The organism is Stakelama marina, from assembly GCF_018122655.1.
GTDB lineage: Bacteria > Pseudomonadota > Alphaproteobacteria > Sphingomonadales > Sphingomonadaceae > Sphingomonas > Sphingomonas marina.
Genome location: NZ_JAGRQC010000002.1, coordinates 446,471 through 468,301, shown reverse-complemented (window position 1 = coordinate 468,301; position 21,831 = coordinate 446,471). Strand labels below are relative to the sequence as shown.

General features: G+C 65.3%; 20 protein-coding genes. 10 read left to right on the top strand and 10 right to left on the bottom strand.

Annotation, left to right across the window (positions count from 1 at the left end; genetic code table 11):
- Positions 1 to 9 precede the first annotated feature (9 nt).
- Entirely contained in the window at positions 10 to 714 is a 705-nt protein-coding gene (locus J7S20_RS08685) for a glutathione S-transferase (protein WP_284053846.1), read from the bottom strand.
- Position 715: 1 nt separating this feature from the next.
- Positions 716 to 1,018, bottom strand: a complete 303-nt coding sequence (locus J7S20_RS08680; protein WP_284053845.1) for a BolA family protein — start codon at positions 1,016 to 1,018, stop codon at positions 716 to 718.
- A 110-nt stretch (positions 1,019 to 1,128) separates the two neighbouring features.
- Between J7S20_RS08680 and J7S20_RS08675 the strand changes: the two genes are divergently transcribed.
- A complete protein-coding gene (locus J7S20_RS08675; RefSeq protein ID WP_284053844.1) occupies positions 1,129 to 1,656 on the top strand; it encodes a DnaJ domain-containing protein in 528 nt (175 codons plus the stop codon).
- 69 nt (positions 1,657 to 1,725) lie between these two features.
- Positions 1,726 to 3,117 (top strand): glycoside hydrolase family 27 protein, encoded by a 1,392-nt coding sequence (locus J7S20_RS08670; RefSeq protein ID WP_284053843.1) that lies wholly within the window; start codon positions 1,726 to 1,728, stop codon positions 3,115 to 3,117.
- A gap of 6 nt (positions 3,118 to 3,123) precedes the next feature.
- On the opposite strand, the gene J7S20_RS08665 is transcribed toward J7S20_RS08670, so the two are convergent.
- The 6 genes from J7S20_RS08665 to J7S20_RS16335 are packed head-to-tail and all read right to left on the bottom strand — an operon-like array spanning position 3,124 to position 6,257.
- The gene (locus J7S20_RS08665; RefSeq protein ID WP_284053842.1) at positions 3,124 to 3,783 is read right to left on the bottom strand and encodes a dihydrofolate reductase family protein; all 660 of its coding nucleotides are present in this window, start codon (positions 3,781 to 3,783) and stop codon (positions 3,124 to 3,126) included.
- Positions 3,776 to 4,273: a VOC family protein gene (locus J7S20_RS08660; protein WP_284053841.1), complete on the bottom strand. Its 498-nt coding sequence runs from the start codon at positions 4,271 to 4,273 to the stop codon at positions 3,776 to 3,778. The genes J7S20_RS08665 and J7S20_RS08660 overlap by 8 nt, the downstream gene beginning before the upstream one ends.
- An 11-nt stretch (positions 4,274 to 4,284) precedes the next feature.
- Positions 4,285 to 5,064 (bottom strand): VOC family protein, encoded by a 780-nt coding sequence (locus tag J7S20_RS08655; RefSeq protein ID WP_284053840.1) that lies wholly within the window; start codon positions 5,062 to 5,064, stop codon positions 4,285 to 4,287.
- Between the two features lie 11 nt (positions 5,065 to 5,075).
- Entirely contained in the window at positions 5,076 to 5,432 is a 357-nt protein-coding gene (locus J7S20_RS08650; RefSeq protein WP_284053839.1) for a DUF1428 domain-containing protein, read from the bottom strand.
- Between the two features lie 12 nt (positions 5,433 to 5,444).
- On the bottom strand, positions 5,445 to 6,116 hold the full coding sequence (locus J7S20_RS08645; RefSeq protein WP_284053838.1) for a glutathione S-transferase family protein: 672 nt from the start codon (positions 6,114 to 6,116) through the stop codon (positions 5,445 to 5,447).
- A 24-nt stretch (positions 6,117 to 6,140) separates the two neighbouring features.
- Positions 6,141 to 6,257 (bottom strand): VOC family protein, encoded by a 117-nt coding sequence (locus J7S20_RS16335; protein WP_430980919.1) that lies wholly within the window; start codon positions 6,255 to 6,257, stop codon positions 6,141 to 6,143.
- 93 nt (positions 6,258 to 6,350) lie between these two features.
- Between J7S20_RS16335 and J7S20_RS08640 the strand changes: the two genes are divergently transcribed.
- Together J7S20_RS08640 and cobS are read left to right on the top strand one after the other, a co-directional pair.
- Positions 6,351 to 7,019, top strand: a complete 669-nt coding sequence (locus J7S20_RS08640; protein ID WP_284053837.1) for a winged helix-turn-helix transcriptional regulator — start codon at positions 6,351 to 6,353, stop codon at positions 7,017 to 7,019.
- A 154-nt stretch (positions 7,020 to 7,173) separates the two neighbouring features.
- Positions 7,174 to 8,181 (top strand): cobaltochelatase subunit CobS, encoded by a 1,008-nt coding sequence (gene cobS, locus J7S20_RS08635; RefSeq protein ID WP_284053836.1) that lies wholly within the window; start codon positions 7,174 to 7,176, stop codon positions 8,179 to 8,181.
- On the opposite strand, the gene J7S20_RS08630 is transcribed toward cobS, so the two are convergent.
- Positions 8,182 to 9,834, bottom strand: coding sequence for a methyl-accepting chemotaxis protein (locus J7S20_RS08630; protein ID WP_284053835.1), 1,653 nt, complete (start codon positions 9,832 to 9,834; stop codon positions 8,182 to 8,184). It lies immediately after the preceding gene.
- Positions 9,835 to 9,965: 131 nt separating this feature from the next.
- Between J7S20_RS08630 and cobT the strand changes: the two genes are divergently transcribed.
- The 6 genes from cobT (at position 9,966) to J7S20_RS08600 (ending at position 17,166) form a co-directional block, all read left to right on the top strand.
- The gene (cobT, locus tag J7S20_RS08625) at positions 9,966 to 11,801 is read left to right on the top strand and encodes a cobaltochelatase subunit CobT (protein WP_284053834.1); all 1,836 of its coding nucleotides are present in this window, start codon (positions 9,966 to 9,968) and stop codon (positions 11,799 to 11,801) included.
- A complete protein-coding gene (locus tag J7S20_RS08620) occupies positions 11,798 to 12,049 on the top strand; it encodes a ribbon-helix-helix domain-containing protein (RefSeq protein ID WP_284053833.1) in 252 nt (83 codons plus the stop codon). The genes cobT and J7S20_RS08620 overlap by 4 nt, the downstream gene beginning before the upstream one ends.
- A 176-nt stretch (positions 12,050 to 12,225) precedes the next feature.
- Positions 12,226 to 14,628, top strand: coding sequence for a TonB-dependent receptor (locus J7S20_RS08615; protein WP_284053832.1), 2,403 nt, complete (start codon positions 12,226 to 12,228; stop codon positions 14,626 to 14,628).
- Entirely contained in the window at positions 14,628 to 15,365 is a 738-nt protein-coding gene (locus tag J7S20_RS08610; protein WP_284053831.1) for a tetratricopeptide repeat protein, read from the top strand. The genes J7S20_RS08615 and J7S20_RS08610 overlap by 1 nt, the downstream gene beginning before the upstream one ends.
- Complete coding sequence (locus tag J7S20_RS08605; protein WP_284053830.1) at positions 15,362 to 16,045, top strand: Fe2+-dependent dioxygenase; 684 nt, start codon at positions 15,362 to 15,364, stop codon at positions 16,043 to 16,045. Before J7S20_RS08610 ends, J7S20_RS08605 begins: the two co-directional genes overlap by 4 nt.
- An 8-nt stretch (positions 16,046 to 16,053) precedes the next feature.
- Positions 16,054 to 17,166 carry a PepSY-associated TM helix domain-containing protein gene (locus tag J7S20_RS08600; protein ID WP_284053829.1) on the top strand — a complete coding sequence of 371 codons (1,113 nt, stop codon included), beginning with the start codon at positions 16,054 to 16,056 and terminating at the stop codon, positions 17,164 to 17,166.
- A 28-nt stretch (positions 17,167 to 17,194) separates the two neighbouring features.
- Here J7S20_RS08600 and J7S20_RS08595 read toward each other — a convergent pair whose 3' ends face one another.
- Positions 17,195 to 21,820, bottom strand: a complete 4,626-nt coding sequence (locus J7S20_RS08595) for an NAD-glutamate dehydrogenase (RefSeq protein WP_284053828.1) — start codon at positions 21,818 to 21,820, stop codon at positions 17,195 to 17,197.
- Between the last annotated feature and the right edge of the window lie 11 nt (positions 21,821 to 21,831).

Genomic DNA, 21,831 nt, shown 5'->3' with positions numbered 1-21,831 from the left:
GCGGCGCGTCTATTGCCCGTCGAGTTCCGGATAGTGGCGGAAGATGCCGTCTTCGTTGAAGGGCAGGCGCCGGTCGCTGTTCAGATAGGATTTGACCCCCGGCAGGTCGGCGACCGCGTCGTGGATCGCGATCAGCTTCGGAATGTCGGGCTCGATCGTCTTCATCCGCTTGGGGAACATGTAGCGTAGCCCCTCGACCAGCTGGAACAGCGAGCAATCGGTATAGCACCAGCGATGGTCGATCAGCCAGTCGCCTTCGTTCGCCTTGGCGGCCGCTTCGAAATGGCCGAGGAATTTGGGCATGCGTTCTTCGCGGAACTGCTGGGCGGCGCGCGCGGCTTCGTCCTTCTGATCCTCGTAATAGGCGCCGCCGCCGACCGGGTGGTGCACATTATGCGCCTCCGCCACCATGTCGGCAATCGTCAGTTCGATCTGGTGCAGCCAGTATCGGTCGGCCATGTTCGACGGTGCGAGGGCATGGCGCTCGCCGAGATAGAGGAGGATGTTGGCGACATGCGCGATCGCCATGCCGTCAAGCTCCAGATAGGGCGGTGCATAGGGCGGGCGCTTATACGCTTCCATGTTTTCGACCAGCGCATCAACGCCTTCCTCGCGCGCGCAGTCGACATAATCGATCCCGCCGGCTTCCAGCGACACGCGGACGAATTCGCCGCGCCCCTGGATGCTCGGCCAGTACCAGAGCCTGTAGGTCATGCTATCCCTCTTCCGGGGCCCTCGCACGGATCGCCAGCGCGTGAATGCGCGTCTCCAGCAGGTCGGCCAGGGCCTTATTCACCAATCTCTGGCGTTGAACGCGAGACCGGCCGGCAAAGGTCCGGCTTTCGACGATAACGGTGAAATGGCTCTCGCCGGTGCCATCGTCGCCGGCATGACCGGCATGGTGGTGACTGTCGTTGATAACCTCCAGATGCGTCGGATCGAGGGCGTCTTTCAGGCGCTGTTCGATCAGGTCGGCGACACGGGGTTGGGCGGTGCGGTCGGTAGCGGTATCGGACATGGCGCCTATATAGTGGATTTGCCTTGGGGAGTCGCGTGGCGCGCGCCGAACGTAGAAGAGAAAGACCGAATACCCGTTTCCATGGCCGTATCGACAGCGGTCACCGGTGCATGGCGCCGGGATGCGACGAAGCCGGAGAGTTCCGCGCGCCGCCGCTCGACGGCGGGCCGACGGGGGAGGGGCCGCGCGGCTGGCGCTGGTTCTGCCTCGACCATATCCGTGAATTCAATTCCGGCTATAATTTCTTCGAAGGCATGTCGGCCGACGAGATTCACGATGCCCAGCGCCCCTATTCGGGATGGGAGCGTGAGACGCGCGCCTTTGCCTCTACCGGCGCCGACCGACCTCCGTCCTGGTCGGAATTCGCCGATCCGCTCGACGCGATCGGCGCGCGGTTCCGCAACAAGGTTCAGCGAGCGCGGCGCGACGGCAAGCCGCTGAGCGAACGCGATCGCCGCGCGCTCCAGGTGCTCGGCCTCGACACCAATGCCGATCGGTCGATGCTGCGCAGCCGTTACAGCGCGCTGGTCCGCGAATATCATCCCGACCGCAATGGCGGCGACCGCACCCACGAAAAGGCGCTGCAGCGCGTGATCGAGGCCTATCAGCAGCTGAAAGGCTCCCCGGCCTTCGCCTGATCCGGCCATCGTGGTTGACGCGAGCCTCGCCGCTGGCCGATGCTGGATAGCGGTAACAGGGGAGGACTGATGCGCGCGTCGAAGCAAAACGGAACGGCGCGGGCGTGGCTGGGTGCCATGCTCGCGGTGCTGATCGCAGGTCTCGCCGCGTTGCCTGTGCATGCGGAGGACATCGCCCCCAGGCCGCCGATGGGCTGGAACAGCTGGGACGCTTACGGCCTGACCATCGACGAAGCGCAGTTCAAGGACAATGTCCGCGTGCTGGCGGGGTGGAAGGACCTCGGCTGGACCTATGCCGTCATCGACGAAGGCTGGTACATGGCCGATCCGTTCGCCAAGGACCTTGCGACGCGCAAATACCGGATCGACGCGCATGGCCGCCTGCTTCCGGTCGTCGCGCGCTTTCCGTCGGCAGCGGACGGCCACGGCCTCCGCGCGCTTGGCGACTGGGTGCACGCACAGGGGCTGAAATTCGGCATCCATGTCATCCGCGGCATCCCCAAGGCTGCAGTCGAGGCCAACATGCCGATCGCCGGTTCGCGATTTCATGCCGCCGAGGCCGCCGACCGGCAGGCGACCTGCCCGTGGGACGACGGCAATTACGGCATCGCCGACAATGCCGCGGGTCAGGCCTATTATGATTCGCTGATGCGCCAATATGCCGGTTGGGGCGTCGATTTCGTCAAGGTCGATTGCATCGCCGACCATCCCTACCGACCGAGCGAAATTCGCCAGATCGGCAAGGCCATTGCGCGGTCCGGCCGGCCGATGGTGCTCAGCCTTTCGCCGGGGCCGGCGCGCCTCAAGAATTTCGACCGGATGAACCGCTGGTCGCAGATGTGGCGCATCGCCGACGATCTGTGGGACGGCTGGACATTCGACGATGCCGACTGGCCCAATGGGGTGAAATCGGCCTTTGCCAATCTCGCCAAGTGGAACGGCCATGTCGGCCCCGATTCCTGGCCCGATGCGGACATGCTGCCCTTTGGATCGCTGCGCCCGCATCCCGGCTGGGGCGATCCGCGCCAGTCGCGACTTGGCGATGCGGAGATGCGCACGGCCTTCACGCTGTTCGCGATCGCCCGGTCTCCGCTGATCCTTGGCGGCAACCTGACCGAGCTTGATGACGCGACGCGTGGGATCGTGATGAACCACGCGGTTATCGCGCTCGATCAGCAGGACCGGGTCAGCCATCCGCTTTCGGCGCTGCCTGCGTCGCTCGGTGGCGCGCGCCTGTGGATTTCGGCGCCCAAGGGGCAGCCGGTCGATACCGTTGCGATCTTCAACGCCGATGACGCCCCGCTCCACATCGACGCCGCCTGGTCGCTGCTCGGCGTCAATGCGGCTCAGCTTGCCGCCTGCGATTTGTGGAAGAACAGGCCGCTTTCCGCGTCATCGCGGGTGACCGCGACCGTCGCGCCGCACGACGTCCTGCTCCTCGGCATCGGCGACTGCCGCTGAAGCGCGTCAATCTTCGCGCTTCATCCGGTCCTGCCGGGCCTTTTCGCGCTCGCTCGGTTCGATTGCTGCGAAACTGCCGGTTTCGACGTCGCCGGCAGGTTCATACCGCGCGATGACGGTGCCTTTTGGCGAAACCTCGTGACGGACGAGGTTCAGCGTGCGCGGCGGCGTTCCATCGCCGAACAGGCGCTTTCCGCTGCCGAGGACGAGCGGATAGGTCAGTGTCGTGAACTGGTCGAGCAATCCGGCTTCGAGCAGCGCGGGATAGAGGGTGCTGCTTCCCTGGATGACGAGATCGGGTCCGTCGCCCTTTTTCAATTCGGCCACCGCAGCGATATCCGGCAGCCGGTGGCTGTTCTCCCATTCGAGCTGTTCCGGTCCGCGGGTCAGGACATATTTGGCCGCGGCATTGAAGCCTTTCGCGATGGGGTTTTCGGCATCGACATAGGGCCAATAGGCGGCGAAGATTTCATAGGTCTTGCGGCCGAGAAGAAGGTCGTAGGGACGGTCGAACAATTCGCCGATCCAGCTATCGGTCGCATTATCGCCCAGTGGCCACAGCCAGCCGCCATATTCGAAGCCTCCGGTCCAGTCCTCGCTCGGTCCGCCGGGTGCCTGCATCACGCCGTCGAGCGAGACGAAGGCGCTGCCGATGATCCTACGCATGCGGTGGCTGACCCGCGCGCGCGGCCTCTATTCGGGCAATGTCGATCTTCTGCATCGTCATCATCGCCTCCATCGCGCGCTTGGCGGCGGCGGAATCGCGGTCGGCCATCGCGTCGAGCAGTGCGCGCGGCGTGATCTGCCAGCAAAAGCCCCAGCGATCGCGGCACCAGCCACACATGCTTTCCTCGCCGCCATTGCCGACGATCGCGTGCCAGTAGCGGTCGGTCTCTTTCTGATCCTCGGTCACTACCATGAAGCTGACCGCTTCGTCGGGCTTGAAATTGGGGCCGCCGTTCAGCCCGATAAAGGCGCGGCCGAGAACGGTGAATTCGACCGTCAGTTCGTTCCCTTCCGCGCCGCCGGGATAGTCGGCCGCCGCCTTGTGCACCGTGTCGACATGACTGTCGGGAAAGGTCGCGGCGTAGAATTCGGCCGCCTTTCGCGCTTCGCCATGATCAAACCACAGGCAGGTCACCAGCTTGTCAGTCATATCGCGCCTCTTCATTCGCCGGGGCCGACAACGCCGAACATCACGCCGGCGGGATCGCTGGCGATGATGATGCGGTCGCCGCCGGGTACCTCTGCGGGGCCGTGGTGCACGGTGCCGCCCTTTGCCTTCACCGTCTCCGCTGCCTTCTCGATATCGGGTGCGCGAAAATAGAAGCGCCAGCCCGGCGGCGGGCCGGAATCGGGTGCGGTCATCGTCGCGCCGATGGTCGTGTCGCCGACTGCGACGAAGACGTAATCCCCCATGTCGCCCATCGGCATTGTGTCAGGGAAGGTCCAGCCGAACACGTCGCCGTAAAAGGCCTGCGCGCCCTCCTGATCCGGTGTCGACAGCTCGTTCCAGTTGCACTTTCCCATGCCGGTCGGGTCGAAGGCGGTGCTTTGTTCGTCGGGCTCTCCGCGCATGACGTAGAAGGGCAGCCCCTGCGGATCATGCACCAACGCCATGCGGCCGACGCCCTCGATGGTCCAGGGCGGCATGATGACGCCGCCGCCGGCCGCCTTTACCTTTTCCACCGTCGCGTCGACATCGTCGACGCCGATATAGAAGAACCAGCCGGGATTGGCGCCGCCGCCCAGCATCTCGTCGGTCAGCCGCATGACGCCGCCGACCTGATCGCCGCCAGCGATATTGATCATCCGGTAGTCCATGCCCGGAATCTGCGGTTCGGCATCGACTGTCCAGCCGACGACATCGTCGTAAAATGCCTTGGACGCGTCGGGATCGGCGGTCGTCAGCTCGTACCAGATCGGGGTGCCGTGCGGATTGCGCATCGCTCTTCTCCTCAGTTTTCGCTGTCGACCAGCACGGAAAATCCACCGAAGAACATGCGCTTGCCGTCGAAGGGCATGTCGCCGTCGGGCTTCATCCGGTCGTCGGCCATCATCTTTTCCCAACCGGCGTCGCGCGCTTCCTTCGATTCCCAGGTCATCCACGAAAAGACGACATTCTCGTTCTGCTCGGCCTTGACCGCGCGGTAGAAATCGGTGGTCTCGCCGTGCTTCAGATCGTCGCCCCAGCATTCGACAAGCTGGAGTACGCCGTGTTCCTTGAAGATCGGAAGCGCCTTCGCCGCCATCTGCTTGTACGGATCCTTCTTGTCATGCGGCACCGGCAGGACAAACCCATCGACATAGGTCATTGCAATTCTCCTTCAGGCGGAAATGGGAGCGTCTTTTTTGAAATCGGCGCACTGCGCCGCGACCGCCGCCTGGTAGGCGGATCGGCCGAGGCAGCGCTTCTGATATGCAGCTAGATTGGGAAATTCGGCGAGCAGTTCGGTATGATCGAGGTTACGCAGCACCGATGCCATCATCAGGTCACCGGCGGTGAACTCGCGCTCGAGATAGTCGCGTCCGCCAAGCGCGTCGGACAGCCGACCGAGCCGCGTGCGGATCGTCTCGACCACCGCGGGCCGGCGCGCTTGCGTCCATTCTTCGCCCTTGCAGAACTGGTCGATCACGACGAGCTCCATCAAAAATGGCTCGACGCTGTTGAGCGAAGCGATCACCCATGTGACCGCCCGGGCGCGTGCGGCGGCATCGCGCGGCAACAGCCTTTCCGAGTCCTCGCCGATATATAGCACGATCGCGCCGCTCTCGAATATTTCGACGGTGCCGTCGCGAAATGCGGGGACCTGTCCGAACGGCTGTTCCTCGAAATAGGCTCGCGGCCGTTCGAGCGCGCTGATCAGTCGGGTGCGATACGGGATTCCGGCTTCCTCGAGCGCCCATCGGACCCGAACGTCGCGGACATAGGTCCTGGCGAAGTCGGGGACCCATTCGAACGCGACGATTTCGGCTGCGGCGTTCGGATCGACGGGCATCGCACCTCTCCCTGCGCGCGCTGATCAGGCGGCCTGGTCGTTGCTGAATTGCGGGTTTCTGGTGCGGCCGAGCGCTGCGTAGAAGCGCGTCGCCCTGGCAAGATCGGCTATCGGCAGGTTCACGAAAATCAGCGGCGTCATCGTGTCTCTCCTGTTGCCGGCGACTCGCCGGCTTGTGGATCGTGCGCCTGATGATTATAAAAAGCAACTATGGGGTTAGAAAAAGTAACTAGCGTGAATGATGCTCCGGCGAAGCGCAGATATGACGATGCATGCGGAACCGCGCTCGCGCTCGATCTTGTCGGCGAACGCTGGGCGCTGTTGGTGGTGCGCGAACTGATGTTCGGACCGCGCAGGTTCGGGCAGATCCGTGAACAATTGACCGGGATCAGCGCGAATGTGCTGACGCAGCGGCTCGAGGGGATGATCGCTGCCGGAATCGTCGAACGTCAGGTGTTGCCGCCGCCGGCATCGGTCGGCGTCTATGCGCTCACCGAATGGGGATATGAAAGTGTCCCGATCTTCGACGCGATGGTGCGCTGGGCGTTGCGATCGCGGCGGCACGATCCGTCGCTGCCGCTGTCTCCGGCGTCGCTGATGATGTCGATGCGCGCATTGATCGATCGGCAGGCGGCGCGCGACTTGGCCATCGTGGCGGGGTTCCGGTTCGGCGACGATGCCTTTGTCGCGCGCATATCCGGCGGCGCGATGCACGTCGAGCGCGCGCCCGTCGAAAATACCGAATTCGTCTTGGAAGGCTCGCCGAATGCGCTGATCCGGGTGATCTATGGCAAGCATCCGCTGGCGCCGCTCGAGGCTCAGGGCGCAATCACGGTGTCGGGGGACCGCGAAGCTGCCGAGCGCTTCACCGCGCTGTTCGCCCTGCCGTCGAAGGTGGACTAGCGACCGGGCGCGTGCGGGCGGCGCGCATGGCGCGGGTGGCCGCGCCGCGCGTTTTACCCTTGCCCCATGCCGCGCTCGCCCTAAGTGATGGGGCAGACAGTTTCAGACCGACTGCGCGGGGATAGCTGCCCGCGCCCCACGACCAGGAAGCATCATGGCCGACATTCCCAACACCATGCCCGACAGCCGCGAGACCACGGTGCTCGAAGCGCCCGACAAGATGGTGAAGGTGCGCGACGTGTTCGGCATCGATTCGGACATGGAATGCCCGGCGTTCAGCGAAGCCGATGAACGCGTTCCCGATCTCGACCCGGCCTATGTGTTCGATCCCGATACGACGATGGCGATCCTTGCGGGCTTTGCGCACAACCGCCGTGTCATGATCCACGGCTATCACGGCACCGGCAAGTCGACGCATATCGAGCAGGTGGCGGCGCGGCTCAACTGGCCGTGCGTGCGGATCAATCTCGACGCGCATATCAGCCGCATCGATCTGATCGGCCGCGACGCCATCGTGCTGAAGGACGGGCAGCAGGTCACCGAGTTTCGCGAGGGCCTGCTCCCCTGGGCGCTGCAGACGCCGACCGCGCTCGTGTTCGACGAATATGACGCCGGGCGACCGGACGTGATGTTCGTCATCCAGCGCGTGCTGGAAACGGAGGGCAAGCTGACGCTGCTCGACCAGAACCGGGTCATCCGTCCGAACCCGTGGTTCCGGCTGTTCGCGACGGCGAATACCGTCGGCCTGGGCGATACGAGCGGACTGTATCACGGCACGCAGCAGATCAACCAGGGCCAGATGGACCGCTGGAACATCGTCGTCGCGCTCAACTATCTGCCGGCGGCGACCGAGGCGCAGATCGTGCTCGCCAAGTCGGGCGAATACGACAAGCCGGAGGGCAAGGAAGTCGTCGAAAAGATGGTCCGTGTTGCCGACCTTACGCGCAAGGGGTTCGTCGGCGGCGACATCTCGACCGTGATGAGCCCGCGCACCGTCATCACCTGGGCGCAGAACGCGCTGATCTTCGACTCGATCGGCTTCGCCTTCCGCCTGTCGTTCCTCAACAAATGCGACGAGGCGGAGCGGCCGCTGGTCGCCGAATATTACCAGCGTGTGTTCGGCGAGGACCTGCCCGAAAGCGCGGTCAAGCGCGCCGACTGATCAGGCGGCGCGAAGTTCGGCGAGGAAGCGCTCGGTTTCCGACGCCAGACGCTTCGCCTGTGCCATCAGCGCGTCGGTAGACCCCGACATTTCGCGTGTCAGGCGCGTCGATTCTGCGGTCGCTTCGGTCGCCGTATCCACGCCCTGGCGAAGATCCTCGGTGCCTTCGCTGACGATGTGCGCCGCGCGGTCGATCGCGGCGGCGACACCCGCCTGATCGGCGATCGATTCGTTGATCTCCACGGCGATCGCCGCGACCGATCGGACCTGCTCTGAAATCTTCTCTATCGTCGCGGCGACGGCGGCGACGAAATTCTGCATTTCGCCGATCTGTCCGCGGATTTCCTCCGCGGCATGGTGCGTCTGCCCGGCGAGTGACTTGACCTCGTTCGCGACGATGGCGAAGCCGCGCCCGGCCTCTCCGGCGCGTGCCGCCTCGATCGACGCGTTGAGCGCGAGCATGTTGGTCTGCTGCGTCACGTCTGCGATGACATCGACGATCTTGCCGATCTCACCCGCATGGCTGACCAGCGCGTAGATCGCGTCTTCGCTTTCCGACGAGGCTGTTTCGGCCGCGTCGGCAAGGCTGGTCTGGCGGTCGACCCTTTCGGTCACCGCGGCGACCGACCCTGACAGTTCGTTCGCGGTGGTGAGGAGCATCGCCGCCGCTTCGCTTGCCTGTTGCACATGGCGCGATACGACTTCGACCTGTTGCGACGAAACGCCGCTGATCTGTTCGAGCCTGTCGGCGGCGTCGCTGTTGCTTCCGGCTGCGGTGCCAAGGTGCGTCACCGCCTCCATCACCGACCGATCGAACCGATCGGCAAGCGCCATCATTTCGGCACGCTGTTTTTCGAGCGCGCGGGTACGTTCCTCGTTGCGTGCCTGTTCTTCGGCAAAGGCGGTTCGGGCGGTCGCCTGTTTCGCCTCGAAGGCGAGCGCCTCCTGCTCGACCGCGGCGGCGGATAGCTCGCGCGATGCCCGGTGTTGATCGACGAACATCGCTGATTGCGCAAAGATGCTGCGTCCCAGCAGGATCATGAAAACCACCAGCACCATGAAGGTCTGCGCCGGCAGCGAATGGGTTACGGTGATGAGAATGCTGACCGCGCCCGCGGACACGCCCATGAAGGCGAAACTGGCGAGCGGCACCGTCGCCATCGACAGCGCGCCGACACAGATGACGCCGGTCAGGACGCACATCACGAACAGTTTTTCATCGGGCGTCGCCACGTCGAGCGCGGTCACCAGCACGATGCTCCATGACAGCGAGATCGCCGCGGACATGACGGTGAGTTCGATGACGCGCTTGCGTCCGTTGTCGATTTTCCAGCCGCGCGCGCGGTCGCGCTGCCAGTGCCACAGGCTGACCAGCGACGCGCCGACCTGCACGATGCACGCGAGCACCAGCCGATGCACGTCCGGCGCATCCGACAGGCCCCAGACCAGCCCGGCGAGAACGACGATGCTGATCGCGAAGGTCAGCGGGTAGCTCGATCGTGCGGCCCTGGCCTGTTCGGCGACGAGCGCGAGCGGCAGCGCTTCGCGGCCCTTGCCGAGCCCGAGCACGATACGCAGCTTGCGCCGCGCCTTGCGGAACCGTTTGTGCAATCGCGCCGCTTCCGGCGCGACCGTCCCCCTATCCGCTGCCATTCTTGCGGTGACAGTCATTCCGCAATTCTGCGCAGAAGATGTTTAACGAACCATTATCCATCGGTGGCGCGCCTGCGCCGCGGCGCCGGGCGCCATTGATTTACCGGCCCGGTAAGGCCAGATGTCGGATGATGGCCGAACGTTCTTCTCTCGACGCATTCAAGGCGGTGCTTGGCGGCGCGGCGCGCGTCATGGCCGACGACAGCGAGGTGGAGCTTGCCTTCACCGCCGACGCGCCCTCGCAATCGGGGCGCAATATCAAGGTGCCGATGCCGTCGCGCACGCTGCCCGCCGACGAGGTGGCGCAGGCGCGCGGCTTCGCCGACGGCTTCGCGCTTCGGCTGAAGCACCATGACAGCGCCAAGCATAATCGCGCCGCCCCGCGCGAGGCGGTGGCGCGCGCGGTGTTCGACGCGGTGGAGACGGCGCGGATCGAGGCGCTGGGATCGCGCGGATATGAAGGCGTATCGGCCAATCTCGACCAGGCGCTTCATGCGCGGCTGAAGTCCGATCCGATCGCGCGCGCACGCTCGAAGGACGAAGTGCCGCTCTCGACCGCGGTGCAACTGATGGTGCGCGAACGGCTCACCGGCAAGCAGGCGCCGTCCTCGGCGGCGGCAGGCATGGCGCTGGTGCGCGACTGGATCGAGGACAAGGCGGGCAAGGATCTCGACGCGCTCGGCCTCGCCATCGACGACCAGGATGCCTTTGCCCGGCTCGTCTCGCACATGCTCGAAGACCTCGACCTGACCGAGGGCGAAGTATTGCCCGATGAGGATGACGAAGGCGGCAGCGACGATGAGGGCACCGAGGATCAGGGCGAAGACGAAGGTGAGGAAGGCGACGAACAGGCCGGCGAGCAGGGCGAAGGCGATGTAGAGGCGCGCGGCGAGGACCGCGACGAGGGCGAAGGCGAGGGCGAGGAACAGGCCGAAAGCGAACAGTCGTTCGACGACGCCGATGGCGAGCCGGGCGACGATGGCGAGGAGGGCATGATGCCCGTCCGGCCGAACCGTCCCTGGTCCGATCTGCCGCCGCAATTCGAATACAAGCCCTTCACCACGCAGTTCGACGAGATCATCGCCGCGACCGAGTTGTGCGACGACGAGGAGCTTGAACGGCTGCGCTCCTATCTCGACCAGCAACTCGTCCATCTGCAGGGCGTGGTGACAAAGCTCGCCAACCGCCTGCAACGGCGGCTGATGGCGCAGCAGTCGCGGTCGTGGGACTTCGATCAGGAAGAAGGGATGCTCGACGCCGCGCGGCTGGCGCGTGTCGTCGTCAATCCGATGCAGTCGCTCAGCTACAAGGTCGAGCGCGAGACCGAGTTTCGCGACACCGTCGTCACGCTGTTGATCGACAATTCGGGGTCGATGCGCGGGCGGCCCATCTCGATCGCCGCGATCAGCGCCGACATCCTTGCCCGCACGCTCGAACGCGTCGGCGTGAAGGTCGAGATTCTCGGCTTTACCACGCGAGCGTGGAAGGGCGGGCAATCGCGCGAGGAATGGCTTCAGAATGGCCGTCCGCACCAGCCGGGGCGGCTCAACGATATCCGCCACATCATCTACAAACAGGCCGACGAGCCATGGCGCCGGGCCAAGAAGTCGCTCGGGCTGATGATGCGCGAGGGGCTGCTCAAGGAAAATATCGATGGCGAGGCGCTGCTCTGGGCGCATAGTCGCCTGATCGCCCGGCCCGAGGACCGCAAGGTGCTGATGGTCATTTCCGATGGTGCGCCGGTCGATGATTCGACGCTCAGCGTCAATTCGGGAAGCTATCTCGAACGCCATCTGCGCCAGGTGATCGGCTGGATCGAACAGCGCTCGCCGGTCCAGCTTGCCGCGATCGGGATCGGCCACGACGTCACGCGCTACTATAATCGCGCGGTCACGATCATGGATGTCGAGCAGCTTGCCGGCACGATGATCGAACAGCTCGCCGCGTTGTTCGACGACGAGGAATGACGGTCGTACCGCCGCCCGGCGGCTTTGTGGGGCCGGTGAAACGATCGGTGACCATCGCGGGACACGAAACCTCGATCAGCCTCGAACCGCTTTTCTGGCAAGCGCTGGAAACCGCGGCTGCCCGCCGCGACCTGCCGCTCAACGCGCTGATCGCCGAGATCGACGCGTTGCGGATCATGGCTGACCTTCCGCCTAATCTGGCGAGCGCGATCCGTAGCTGGCTAATGGCCGAGCGACTGCACGACTAGCGCGCGGCGCAAAAAAACTTCGCAACATCGCCGCCCCACCTCGCACCCCGCCGCACAGGCGGGGGCGGGGCTTTCTGCACGCAGCAAATTTCTTTGAAAATCACTCGCAATAGCATTGACTCTGCGAACGCGTCGCAATAGCGAACATTCCGATCACACAAATCGAAGGGGAAATCGTGACCAGTTCCGCAGTTCGCTCGCAGCCATCGGCAACCACGACATCGGCTTATCTCGCGCTGTCGTGCGTGGGCTTCATCGCTTCGGCGCCTGCGCCGGCCCATGCCGCGAACGACGCCGGAGCGGCGATGCGGCCCGATCCGCAGGACGTTCGCAACGACATCATCGTGACCGGCGCTCGCGACGACGAGCTTTCGGGGCCGAAAGCGACCGCCGACATCACCAACACGCCGCGCTCGGTCGTCGTGGTGCCGCGCGAGGTGATCGAACAGAGCGGCTCCTCGACGCTCGAAGAGGCGCTGCGCACCGTGCCGGGTATCACCTTCGGCGCGGCTGAGGGGGGCAACCCCATCGGCGACCGGCCCTTCATCCGCGGTTATGACAGCCAGGGCAGCGTCTATGTCGATGGCGTCCGCGACCTCGGATCGCAAAGCCGCGAGGTGTTCGACGTCGAACAGGTGCAGATCGTGCGCGGCTCCGATTCGACGCTCGGCGGTCGCGGCAATGCCGGCGGGTCGATCAACATCATTTCCAAGGCGCCCCAGCCGAAGAATTTCGCCGCCGGCACGCTCAGCTACGGCACTGCGGATTACAAGCGCGCGACCGCCGATGTGAATTACCGGGTCGCCGACAATATCGCGTTTCGACTGAATGCGATGTGGCACGATCAGGACGTCGCCGGTCGCGACGCGGTCTTCCAGAAGCGCTGGGGCGTGGCACCCGCGCTTACGGTCGGGATCGGCCAGCCTACCCAGCTCACGCTGTCCTATTACCACCTTTCGACCGACGAACTGCCCGATGGCGGCATTCCCTATCTTTATACGATCAACAACGCCCCCGGCGACGATGTGCTGACCTTCCCGGCGGAGGACTTCACTGCGGCCAATGGGCGCAGCGGAAGCATTTCGCGAGACACTTTTTACGGTCTGGTCGACCGCGATTTCCGCAAGACCGATATCGACCAGGCGACGATGCGCGTCGAACATGACTTTGGCGGCGTCACGCTGCGTAACACGGCGCGTTATGCCCACACCAACCAGCGCTATATCTGGTCGCAGCCCGACGACAGTCAGGGCAATGTCTATGAAACGGGTCAGGTGTTCCGCCGGGCGCTCAACCGCTTCGGCACGACCGAAAGCCTGATCGACCAGATCGACCTGTACGGGCAGTTCGATGCCGGCGGCATCCGCCACAGCTTCGCCGGCGGCGCCGAATTCGCGTGGGAGTCGGCCGAAAACGGTCGCTACAACGTCACCAACGATCCGCGCTGCACGCCCGAAGGGATCGCGCGCTACAATTGTACCGACGCGTTCGCGCCCAACCCATATGATCCCTGGGTCAATTATGCGTCGGACACGTCCGATACCGTCGTGCCGATCACGCGCCGCGAACCGACGACCACCACCATCACCGATGCGAACACCGTTTCGCTATACGGCTTCGACAGCATCACGCTGACGCCGGCGCTGATCGCCAATCTCGGTGTTCGCTACGACCGGTATGAAACGACGGTGCGCGATGCGGTCAACGATGACGGTATCCGCCCGGAAACGTCGCTGACCGACGAGTTCGTCAACTGGCAGGCGGGTCTGGTGTTCAAACCCACCGCGAACACCAGCCTCTATGCATCCTATGCGACCTCCACGACGCCGCCGGGAAGCCTGCTCGGCGAGGGGCGCGAGGGGAACCGCGTGGGGTCGGGTCGGCGCGAGCAGCTCGCCAGCCTCGACGACCTGCGCGCCGAGGAATCGAAAAGCTATGAAGTCGGCGCGAAGGCGGATCTGTTCGGCCAGCGCCTTCGGCTTCAACTCGCCGGTTTCCGCACCGAAACCGACAATAGTCGCACCACCGGCCCCGACGGATTCGTGCAGTATATCGGCAGCCAGCGTATCCAGGGGATCGAGTTCACGCTGAATGGCAACATAACCAGGAATTGGAGCGTGTTCGGCGGCTATACGTATCTCGACGCCATCATCACCAATGGCGGTTATGACGAAACGACCGTCGGCGGGGTAACGCTGTCGGCGCCCGATGCCAGCACCGGCAAGCGTTCGCCGAACACGCCCGAACACAGCGCAACGCTGTGGACCACCTATCAGGTGACGCCTGCGCTCTCGGTCGGCGGCGGTGCGACCTATATGTCGCGCGTCTATGGCGGCTATGCCGACCAGCGCACGATCGAGAATGGTGAAGTGGTCGTCACCAAGCGGCTTGCCCGTGCGGTGCCCGGCTATACCCGCTTCGACCTCACCGCTTCCTACCGCATCGACGAGCATTTCGACCTGCGCGTCAATGTTCAGAACCTGACCGACAAGCGCTATTATACCAAGGCCTATGCCAGCCATTACGCCGCGATCGCGCCGGGCCGGTCTGCGTTCGCGACGCTGAGCTTCCGCTACTGATGTCGGGTGTCGAGGGCATGTCGGCCGAAGAGGTGGCGCGCCGCCTGTCCGGATCGCCCGAAGATCGCGCGGACTTCGTGCGCGACGCGGCCGAGGCGGGGATTGCCGAAGCGCAGGCGGTGTTCGGGCAGATGCTGCTCGATGGAGCGGGTGTGGCGACGGATCAGCGTGCCGGCTTCGCCTGGTTCAACCGTGCGGCGGCGCAGGGCCATCTGATGGCGCTCAACATGGTCGGACGCTGCTACGATCTCGGCTGGGGTGTCGGCGTCGACAAGCGGCGGGCGGCCGAGTGCTTCCGCATCGCTGCCGAACGCGGGCTCGACTGGGGCATGTACAACTATGCCACCGCGCTGACGCTGGGAGAGGGCGTTGCCGAAGACAAGGCGGCGGCGCTCGCCTGGTTCGAAAAGGCCGCCGCCATGGGGAATGCCAAGGCGCTCAACTATGTCGGCAGCTTTTACGAGGATGGCTGGGTCGTCGAACGCGACCTTGCGAGGGCGGCCCAATGCTATGCCGGCGCCGCGCGCGGCGGCGACTTTCGCGGCTGTTTCAATCATGCGCGGATGCTGAGCAACGATGGCTGCGACGACGAGGCGCTGAAATGGCTGGAGGCGTGCGGGCGAACCGCGAACCCGCCTTTCCTCGCCAAGGCGCGCAAATGGCTGCGTTCCGCCCCGAATGCCTTTCTTCACCGAGACGGAGCCGAAGCGCTCGACGCAGGAGCAGCACGGACATGATGCTCGCCATTCCCGATGTTCTGACACCGCCGCAGGTCGCCGAACTGCGCGCTATCGTCGATGCAGGCGAATGGACCGACGGCAACGCCACGTCGGGCGCGCAGTCGGCACTCGCCAAGCGCAACGAACAGCTTCCGGAAGGAAGCGAGGCGGCGCGGCGTGCGGGTGAAATGGTGCTCGACGCGCTCGGCGCATCGCCGCTGTTCGTCGCCGCCGCACTGCCGCTCAAGGTGTTTCCGCCGCTGTTCAACCGCTATGCCGGCGGGCAGACTTTCGGTGCGCATGTCGATACCGCCGTGCGGTTCCAGCGCGGGACCGATTTCCGTATCCGGTCGGACCTGTCGGCGACGCTCTTCCTCGAAGATCCGGAACGCTACGATGGCGGCGAACTCGTCGTCGAGGACCGGTTCGGCGAACAGCGGGTAAAGCTGCCCGCCGGACATATGGCGCTGTACCCCGCATCGAGTGTCCACCGCGTCGAGCCGGTGACGCGGGGCGCGCGCGTTGCGAGCTTTTTCTGGATTCAATCGATGGTGCGCGACGACGGCGAACGGACGATCCTGTTCGACCTCGACCAGTCGGTGCAGCGCCTGAGCGGAAATCTGGGCGCGGCCGATCGTTCGGTGATCGAACTGACGGGCGTCTATCACAATCTGTTGCGGCGCTGGGCCGACGCGTGAGGGGGAAGGTGACGAAGATAAGGCTGCGCGGCATCTGGTTTCAGGTGCACAAATGGATCGGCCTGCTGCTCGCGGTGCTGGTCGTTCCACTGTGTCTAAGCGGTTCGGTGCTGGTCTGGGGCGATGCGGTCGATGCCGCGCTCCATCCCGCGCGTCATGCCGATATGGGCAAGGCGACGCTTGCGCCTTCCGTCTATCTTGCCGCGGCCCAACAGCGCCTTGGCGGGCAGGAGCGTATTGCCCGTATCACGCTTCCCGACCGTGGCGGCGCGGTAGAGGTATCGGCGGTGGAAGCCGGCAAGTCGCGCGGTCGACCGGTGCGCACCACCGTCTATCTCGATCCGCGCGATGCGCATGTCATCGACATGGCCGATAGCGGCAGCGGCGTTCTGCGCACGATGCACATCTTGCACGGTTCGCTGATGGTTCCCGGCGTCGGGCGGCAGGTCGTCGGCTGGGTCGGTGTCGCGATGTTCGTGTCGGCGCTGTCGGGCATATGGCTGTGGTGGCCAACGGTGGGAAGCTGGATACGCGGGCTGCGCTGGCGGCGGCACCGCAATTTCGACACCAACCTGCATCATCTGTTCGGCTTCTGGATCGCGCTGCCGCTCGCCATTCTGGCGGTCACGGGCGCGTGGATTTCCTTTCCGCAATTTTTCGGCCGGTTCGATGCGCCGCAGCCCGCACGCGAAGGGCCGAGCCGCGCCGAGCGATTTCGTGCCCGACCGCTCGCCGAACCCGCCACCGCGTTCGAGCAGGTCCTGGTCCGCGCCGCTGCGGTCGCGCCGGGCAATGTCCGTTCGGTCACCTGGCCGACGAATATCCAGCCGAGCTGGAGCGTGGAAACCGTCGGCGGCACCGCGCGCGTTGCCGATACCGGCGACAGCGTCAGCCTGCGGAGCGCGCGCGGCCGTGGTGAGGGGCGGCGCGATGCGGACAGCCTGTCGCGCACGATGCGGACGATCCATGACGGGCACGACATGCCGTTCGTATGGCAGGTGATCGTGTTCCTCGGCGGGATATTGCCGACGATCCTCGCCATCACCGGCGTCATCATGTGGTGGCGCGCTCGCGGCTGGCGCGCGAAGCAGGCGGCACGGGCCAAGGCCCGGCGGCGCTAGCCTCGCGCGCAGCGAGTGCGGCTATCGCCTAGCGCGACAGCAACACCCGTGCCTGTCCGGCGATCTGCGCGAGCATCGCCGCATTGGGCGCCGGCGCGCGCTTGGCCCGCCGCACCACGTCGGTGAACTGATCGACGCGCGCCCGATTTTCCTCGATCCAGTCATCGACCGCGGCCTGCGGGTCCTGTCCGTCGATGCGGCCGAGAAATTCGAGCCGGAGCTGCTGGAAATCGCGGGCGAGCCCGGCAATCAGCAGGCGTTCCCAGGGGTCGCCGGTCTTGACGCGCGCGGCGTTGGCCTGCGCCCAGTCGAGGCCGAGCGCCTGGCCGAGCCGGGTGAAGGCGCGCGTCAGCACGGTCTCGTCGATGTCGCGGCGCTGGCCGAGATCGGCGAGGCCCACCGCACCATCGAGTTCGAACAGGCGGACGACCTTGCGGACAAGCGGCTTCGGTGCCCCCAGATCGACCAGCCGGTCGGCGATGCGGCCGCTCTGCGCCTTGGCTTCGTCGAGCAGCAGCGTCTTTGCCTGCCGGTCGAGATTGGCGATGCCGGGTTCGAGCCGCGCAAGCACCTCGCCCGGCGCGTCGCCCGACTTGCAGATGCGAAGCAGGTCGGCGATCTGCGACCGGACCGCGACCGCGACTTCGTCGAACAGCGCGATCCGCGCCTGCTCGCCGATATCGGCCTTCTCGATCTCCTTCCACAGCTGCGGCAACCCGAACAGCCGTTCGGCGACGACGAACATCGCCGCGATGTCGCCCATCGCGCAGCCTTCTTCCTCGGCAAGCTCGAAGGGGTGCAGCACGCCCAGCCGGTTGATGACGCGGTTGGCAAGTTTCGTCGCCACGATCTCGCCCGCGAGCCGGTGTTCGTCGATCGCGTCGGCGAACTTCTTGCGCATCGCCGGTGGGAAGGCGGCGTGAAGATCGTCGCGCAGTTCGGGGTCATGACCCAGGTCGCGATGTTCGATCGCATCCTGCATGGCGAGCTTGGCCGTCGCCAGCAGAACCGCGAGTTCGGGCCGGGTGAGGCCGTCGCCATCCTGCGACCGGCGCAGAAGGTCCTCATTCTGCCCGATCCCTTCGACCTCGCGGTCGAGGCGGCCCGATGCTTCGAGTATCTCGATGACGCGCAGATAGCTGGGCACCGCGACCGACCCGTCATTTTCCATGAACGACAGCGCCAGCGTCTGCAGCCGGTTATCCTCCAGCACCAGCTTGGCGACATCGTCGGTCATCGACACCAGCAGCTTGTTGCGCTGCGTCAGCGTCAGCCGGTCCTCGGCCATTTCGCGGTTGAGCGCGATCTTGATGTTGACCTCGTTGTCCGAACAATCGACGCCTGCCGAATTGTCGATGAAGTCGGTGTTGATACGCCCGCCGTTCATCGCAAAGCCGATGCGCCCGCTCTGCGTGACGCCCAGGTTGGCGCCTTCGCCGATCACCTTTGCGCGCACCCTTTCGGCGTTGACGCGCAGCCGGTCGTTGGTCGGGTCGCCGACCTCCGCGTTATTCTCAGCCGCCGCCTTGATATAGGTGCCGATCCCGCCGAACCAGATCAGGTCGACCGGTGCCTTCAGGATCGCGGAGATCAGCGCGGTCGGTTCGATCTGGTCGGTGTCGATATCGAGCAGTTCGCGAATCTGCTTCGACAGCTTGATCTTCTTTTCCTCGCGCGAAAAGACGCCGCCGCCCTTTGAAATCAGCTTCTTGTCGTAATCTTCCCAGCTCGACCGCGGCCGATCGAACAGGCGCTTGCGCTCGTTCCAGCTCGCTTCCGGGTCGGGATCGGGGTCGATGAAGATGTGGCGATGGTCGAACGCCGCCTTCAGCTTGATCGCCTTGGACAGCAGCATGCCGTTGCCGAAAACGTCGCCCGACATGTCGCCGCAACCGACCACCGACACGGGATCGGTCTGAACGTCGATGCCCATTTCGAGGAAATGGCGCTGCACCGATACCCAGCCGCCCTTCGCGGTGATGCCCATCGCCTTGTGGTCATAGCCATAGCTGCCGCCGCTGGCGAAGGCGTCGCCCAGCCAGAAGTCGCGTTCCTCGGCAATCGCGTTGGCCACGTCGGAGAAGGTCGCCGTGCCCTTGTCGGCGGCGACGACGAAATAGGGGTCTTCGCCGTCGAGGATGCGGACCTTGTCCGGATGCACCACCTCGCCGCCGACGATATTGTCGGTGATCGACAGCAGCGAGCGGATGAAGATGCGGTAGCTTTCCTTGCCCTCTTCGAACCAGGCCTCGCGACCGGCAGCGGGGGAGGGGAGCTGTTTGGGATAGAAACCGCCCTTTGCGCCGGTCGGCACGATCACCGCGTTCTTCACGCGCTGCGCCTTCATCAGGCCCAGGATTTCGGTGCGGAAATCGTCGCGCCGGTCGGACCAGCGCAGCCCACCGCGCGCGACCGGGCCGGCGCGCAGATGGATGCCCTCGACACGCGGGCTGTAGACGAAGATCTCGCGCCACGGAACCGGGGCCGGCAGGCCCGGCACCTGCGCGCTGTCGATCTTGAACGCCAGCGCTTCGTCGGCGGCTGGCGCGAAGGCGTTGGTGCGAAGCGTGGCCGTCACCACGCCGTGATAGGCGCGCAGGATACGGTCGTCGTCGATCGCCGATACCGCGACGAGCCCGCTTTCGATCGCACGGTCGGCGGCCTCGATGGCCTTGTCGGCGCCGCGCTTGCGCGACGGATTGTGTGCGGCATCGAACCGCTCGATCAGCGCCGTGGCGACATCGGGCGCGCGGCGCAGCGCGTCGACCACGGTCGACAGGCCATAGCTCATGCCCGTCTGGCGCAAATAGCGGAACCATGCGCGCAACAGCACGACCGAGGCCGGCTTCATCCCCGCCTCGACGATCAGCCGGTTGAACGAATCGTTTTCGGCATGCGCTTCGAGCACCGCGCCGATCGCTTTTTCGACCACCGGAATGTCGAGCGGTTCTTCCAGCGTGCTCGGCCCGGCGAGCGCCACTTCGAAATCGTGGATGAAGCTGCGATCATCGTCGCCGAGCGACGTCGGGACTTCCTCGATCACGCGGAACCCGAAATTCTCGAACACCGGCACCGCATCGGACAGCGGCAGCGCCCCGCCTTCGCGGTACAGCTTGATGCGCAGCCGCCCGTCGCTGCCATCGCCGTCGATGATCCGCACCGAACGCGCCTCGGTTCCTTCAAGATCGGCAAGGCGCAGAATGTCGAGCGCCGCCTCTTCGGGGCTGCTGCTCGACCGGTAATTGGGCGGAAAGGCGCCAGCATAGCGCAGCGCGAGCCGCGTCGCGCGGGTGCCGACGCTGTCGGTCAGCGCTGCCTCGATCGCCGGCTGCCAGCCACGCATCATCCGCTCGAGCCGTTGGTCGAGCGCCTGCCCGTCGGGCATCCGCCCGTCGCCGCGCAGGTCGAGCGTATAACGCAGCAGCGCGACCAGCCCGTCCTCTAGCGAGATCGACCAGTTGAGCATGTCGGCATTGGCCGCCTCCGACAACATCTCGCCGATCGCGACGCGGCGCCCCGACGACAGTTCGTCGCGCGGCAGCCAGACAAAGGCGAACAGGTGCCGACCCAGCGCCGAGCGGATCAGGATCAGGCGCGAACGTGGCCGGTCCGCGATCGACATGGCGGTGAGCGCCACTTCCTCGAGCTGTTCGGACGTGAACGAAGCGGTCAGATCGTGCGGCAGCGCGGTCAGCACATGCGCCATCGCCTTGCCGGCATGGCCCTTCGGATCGAACCCCATTCGCCCTTCGAGCGCGGCGAGGCGCGAGCGCAGCACCGGCACGTCCTGCGGCGGCGAATGAAGCGCGGCGCTCGTCCAGAGCCCGGCATGGATCGACAGCCCGACCACCTCGCCGCTCTCGCGCAGCGGCACCAGCGCCAGATCGAGCGGCACCCGCCGGTGAACGGTCGAAATGCAGTTCGATTTGAGCAGCAGCGGTGCGCTGTCATTATGCTTGAACCATTCGACGGCGAGCTTGCGCGAGATGTCGGCGAGCAACGGCACGTCGAGCGATTCGCGCGCCAGCCCCAGCCGGTTGACCGTGCTTCCGTCGGTACGCCAGACTTCGTGCGCAAGCAGCGTGAAATTGCGATCGAGGAACCAGCGCAGCAGCGCCGCTCCTTCGTCGTCGTTCATATGGTCGGCGTCTTCGCGCATCGCGACCTGAAGCGCGGGCCAGTCCTCGACGGCGTGGCGGACATGGCGCAGATTGCGCTCGATCTCGGCAATCAGTTCGCGGCGCGGGCGTGCGTCGGCGCGCTCCATTTCGATATAGATCATCGATTCGGGGGCGCCGCCCTCGCCGATGGTCTGCAGCTTGCCGTCGTCGTCGCGCGTGACCGACAGAACCGGATGGATGATGCGGTCGATGGCGATGCCCGCCGCGCCGATCGTGGCGGCGATCGAATCGACCAGGAAGGGCATGTCGTCGTTGATGACGGCAAGGCGCATCCGGCGCCGGTCGCCGCGGGTAAAGGTGTCGAGCGCGATGCTCGGCGCGTCGCGCGTCCGCATCGCGGCCGCGTCGGCGACGAACTGCGCGGCTTCGGCGCGTTCGGTCTTGCCGAACTTCTCTGTCTCTCCCGGGAGCGCCCCTTCGACGAGGCGAGCTTCGAACGCCTGCGAGAGCGTCTTCTTGCTTTGCTTGGTCATGGCGCGCGCTA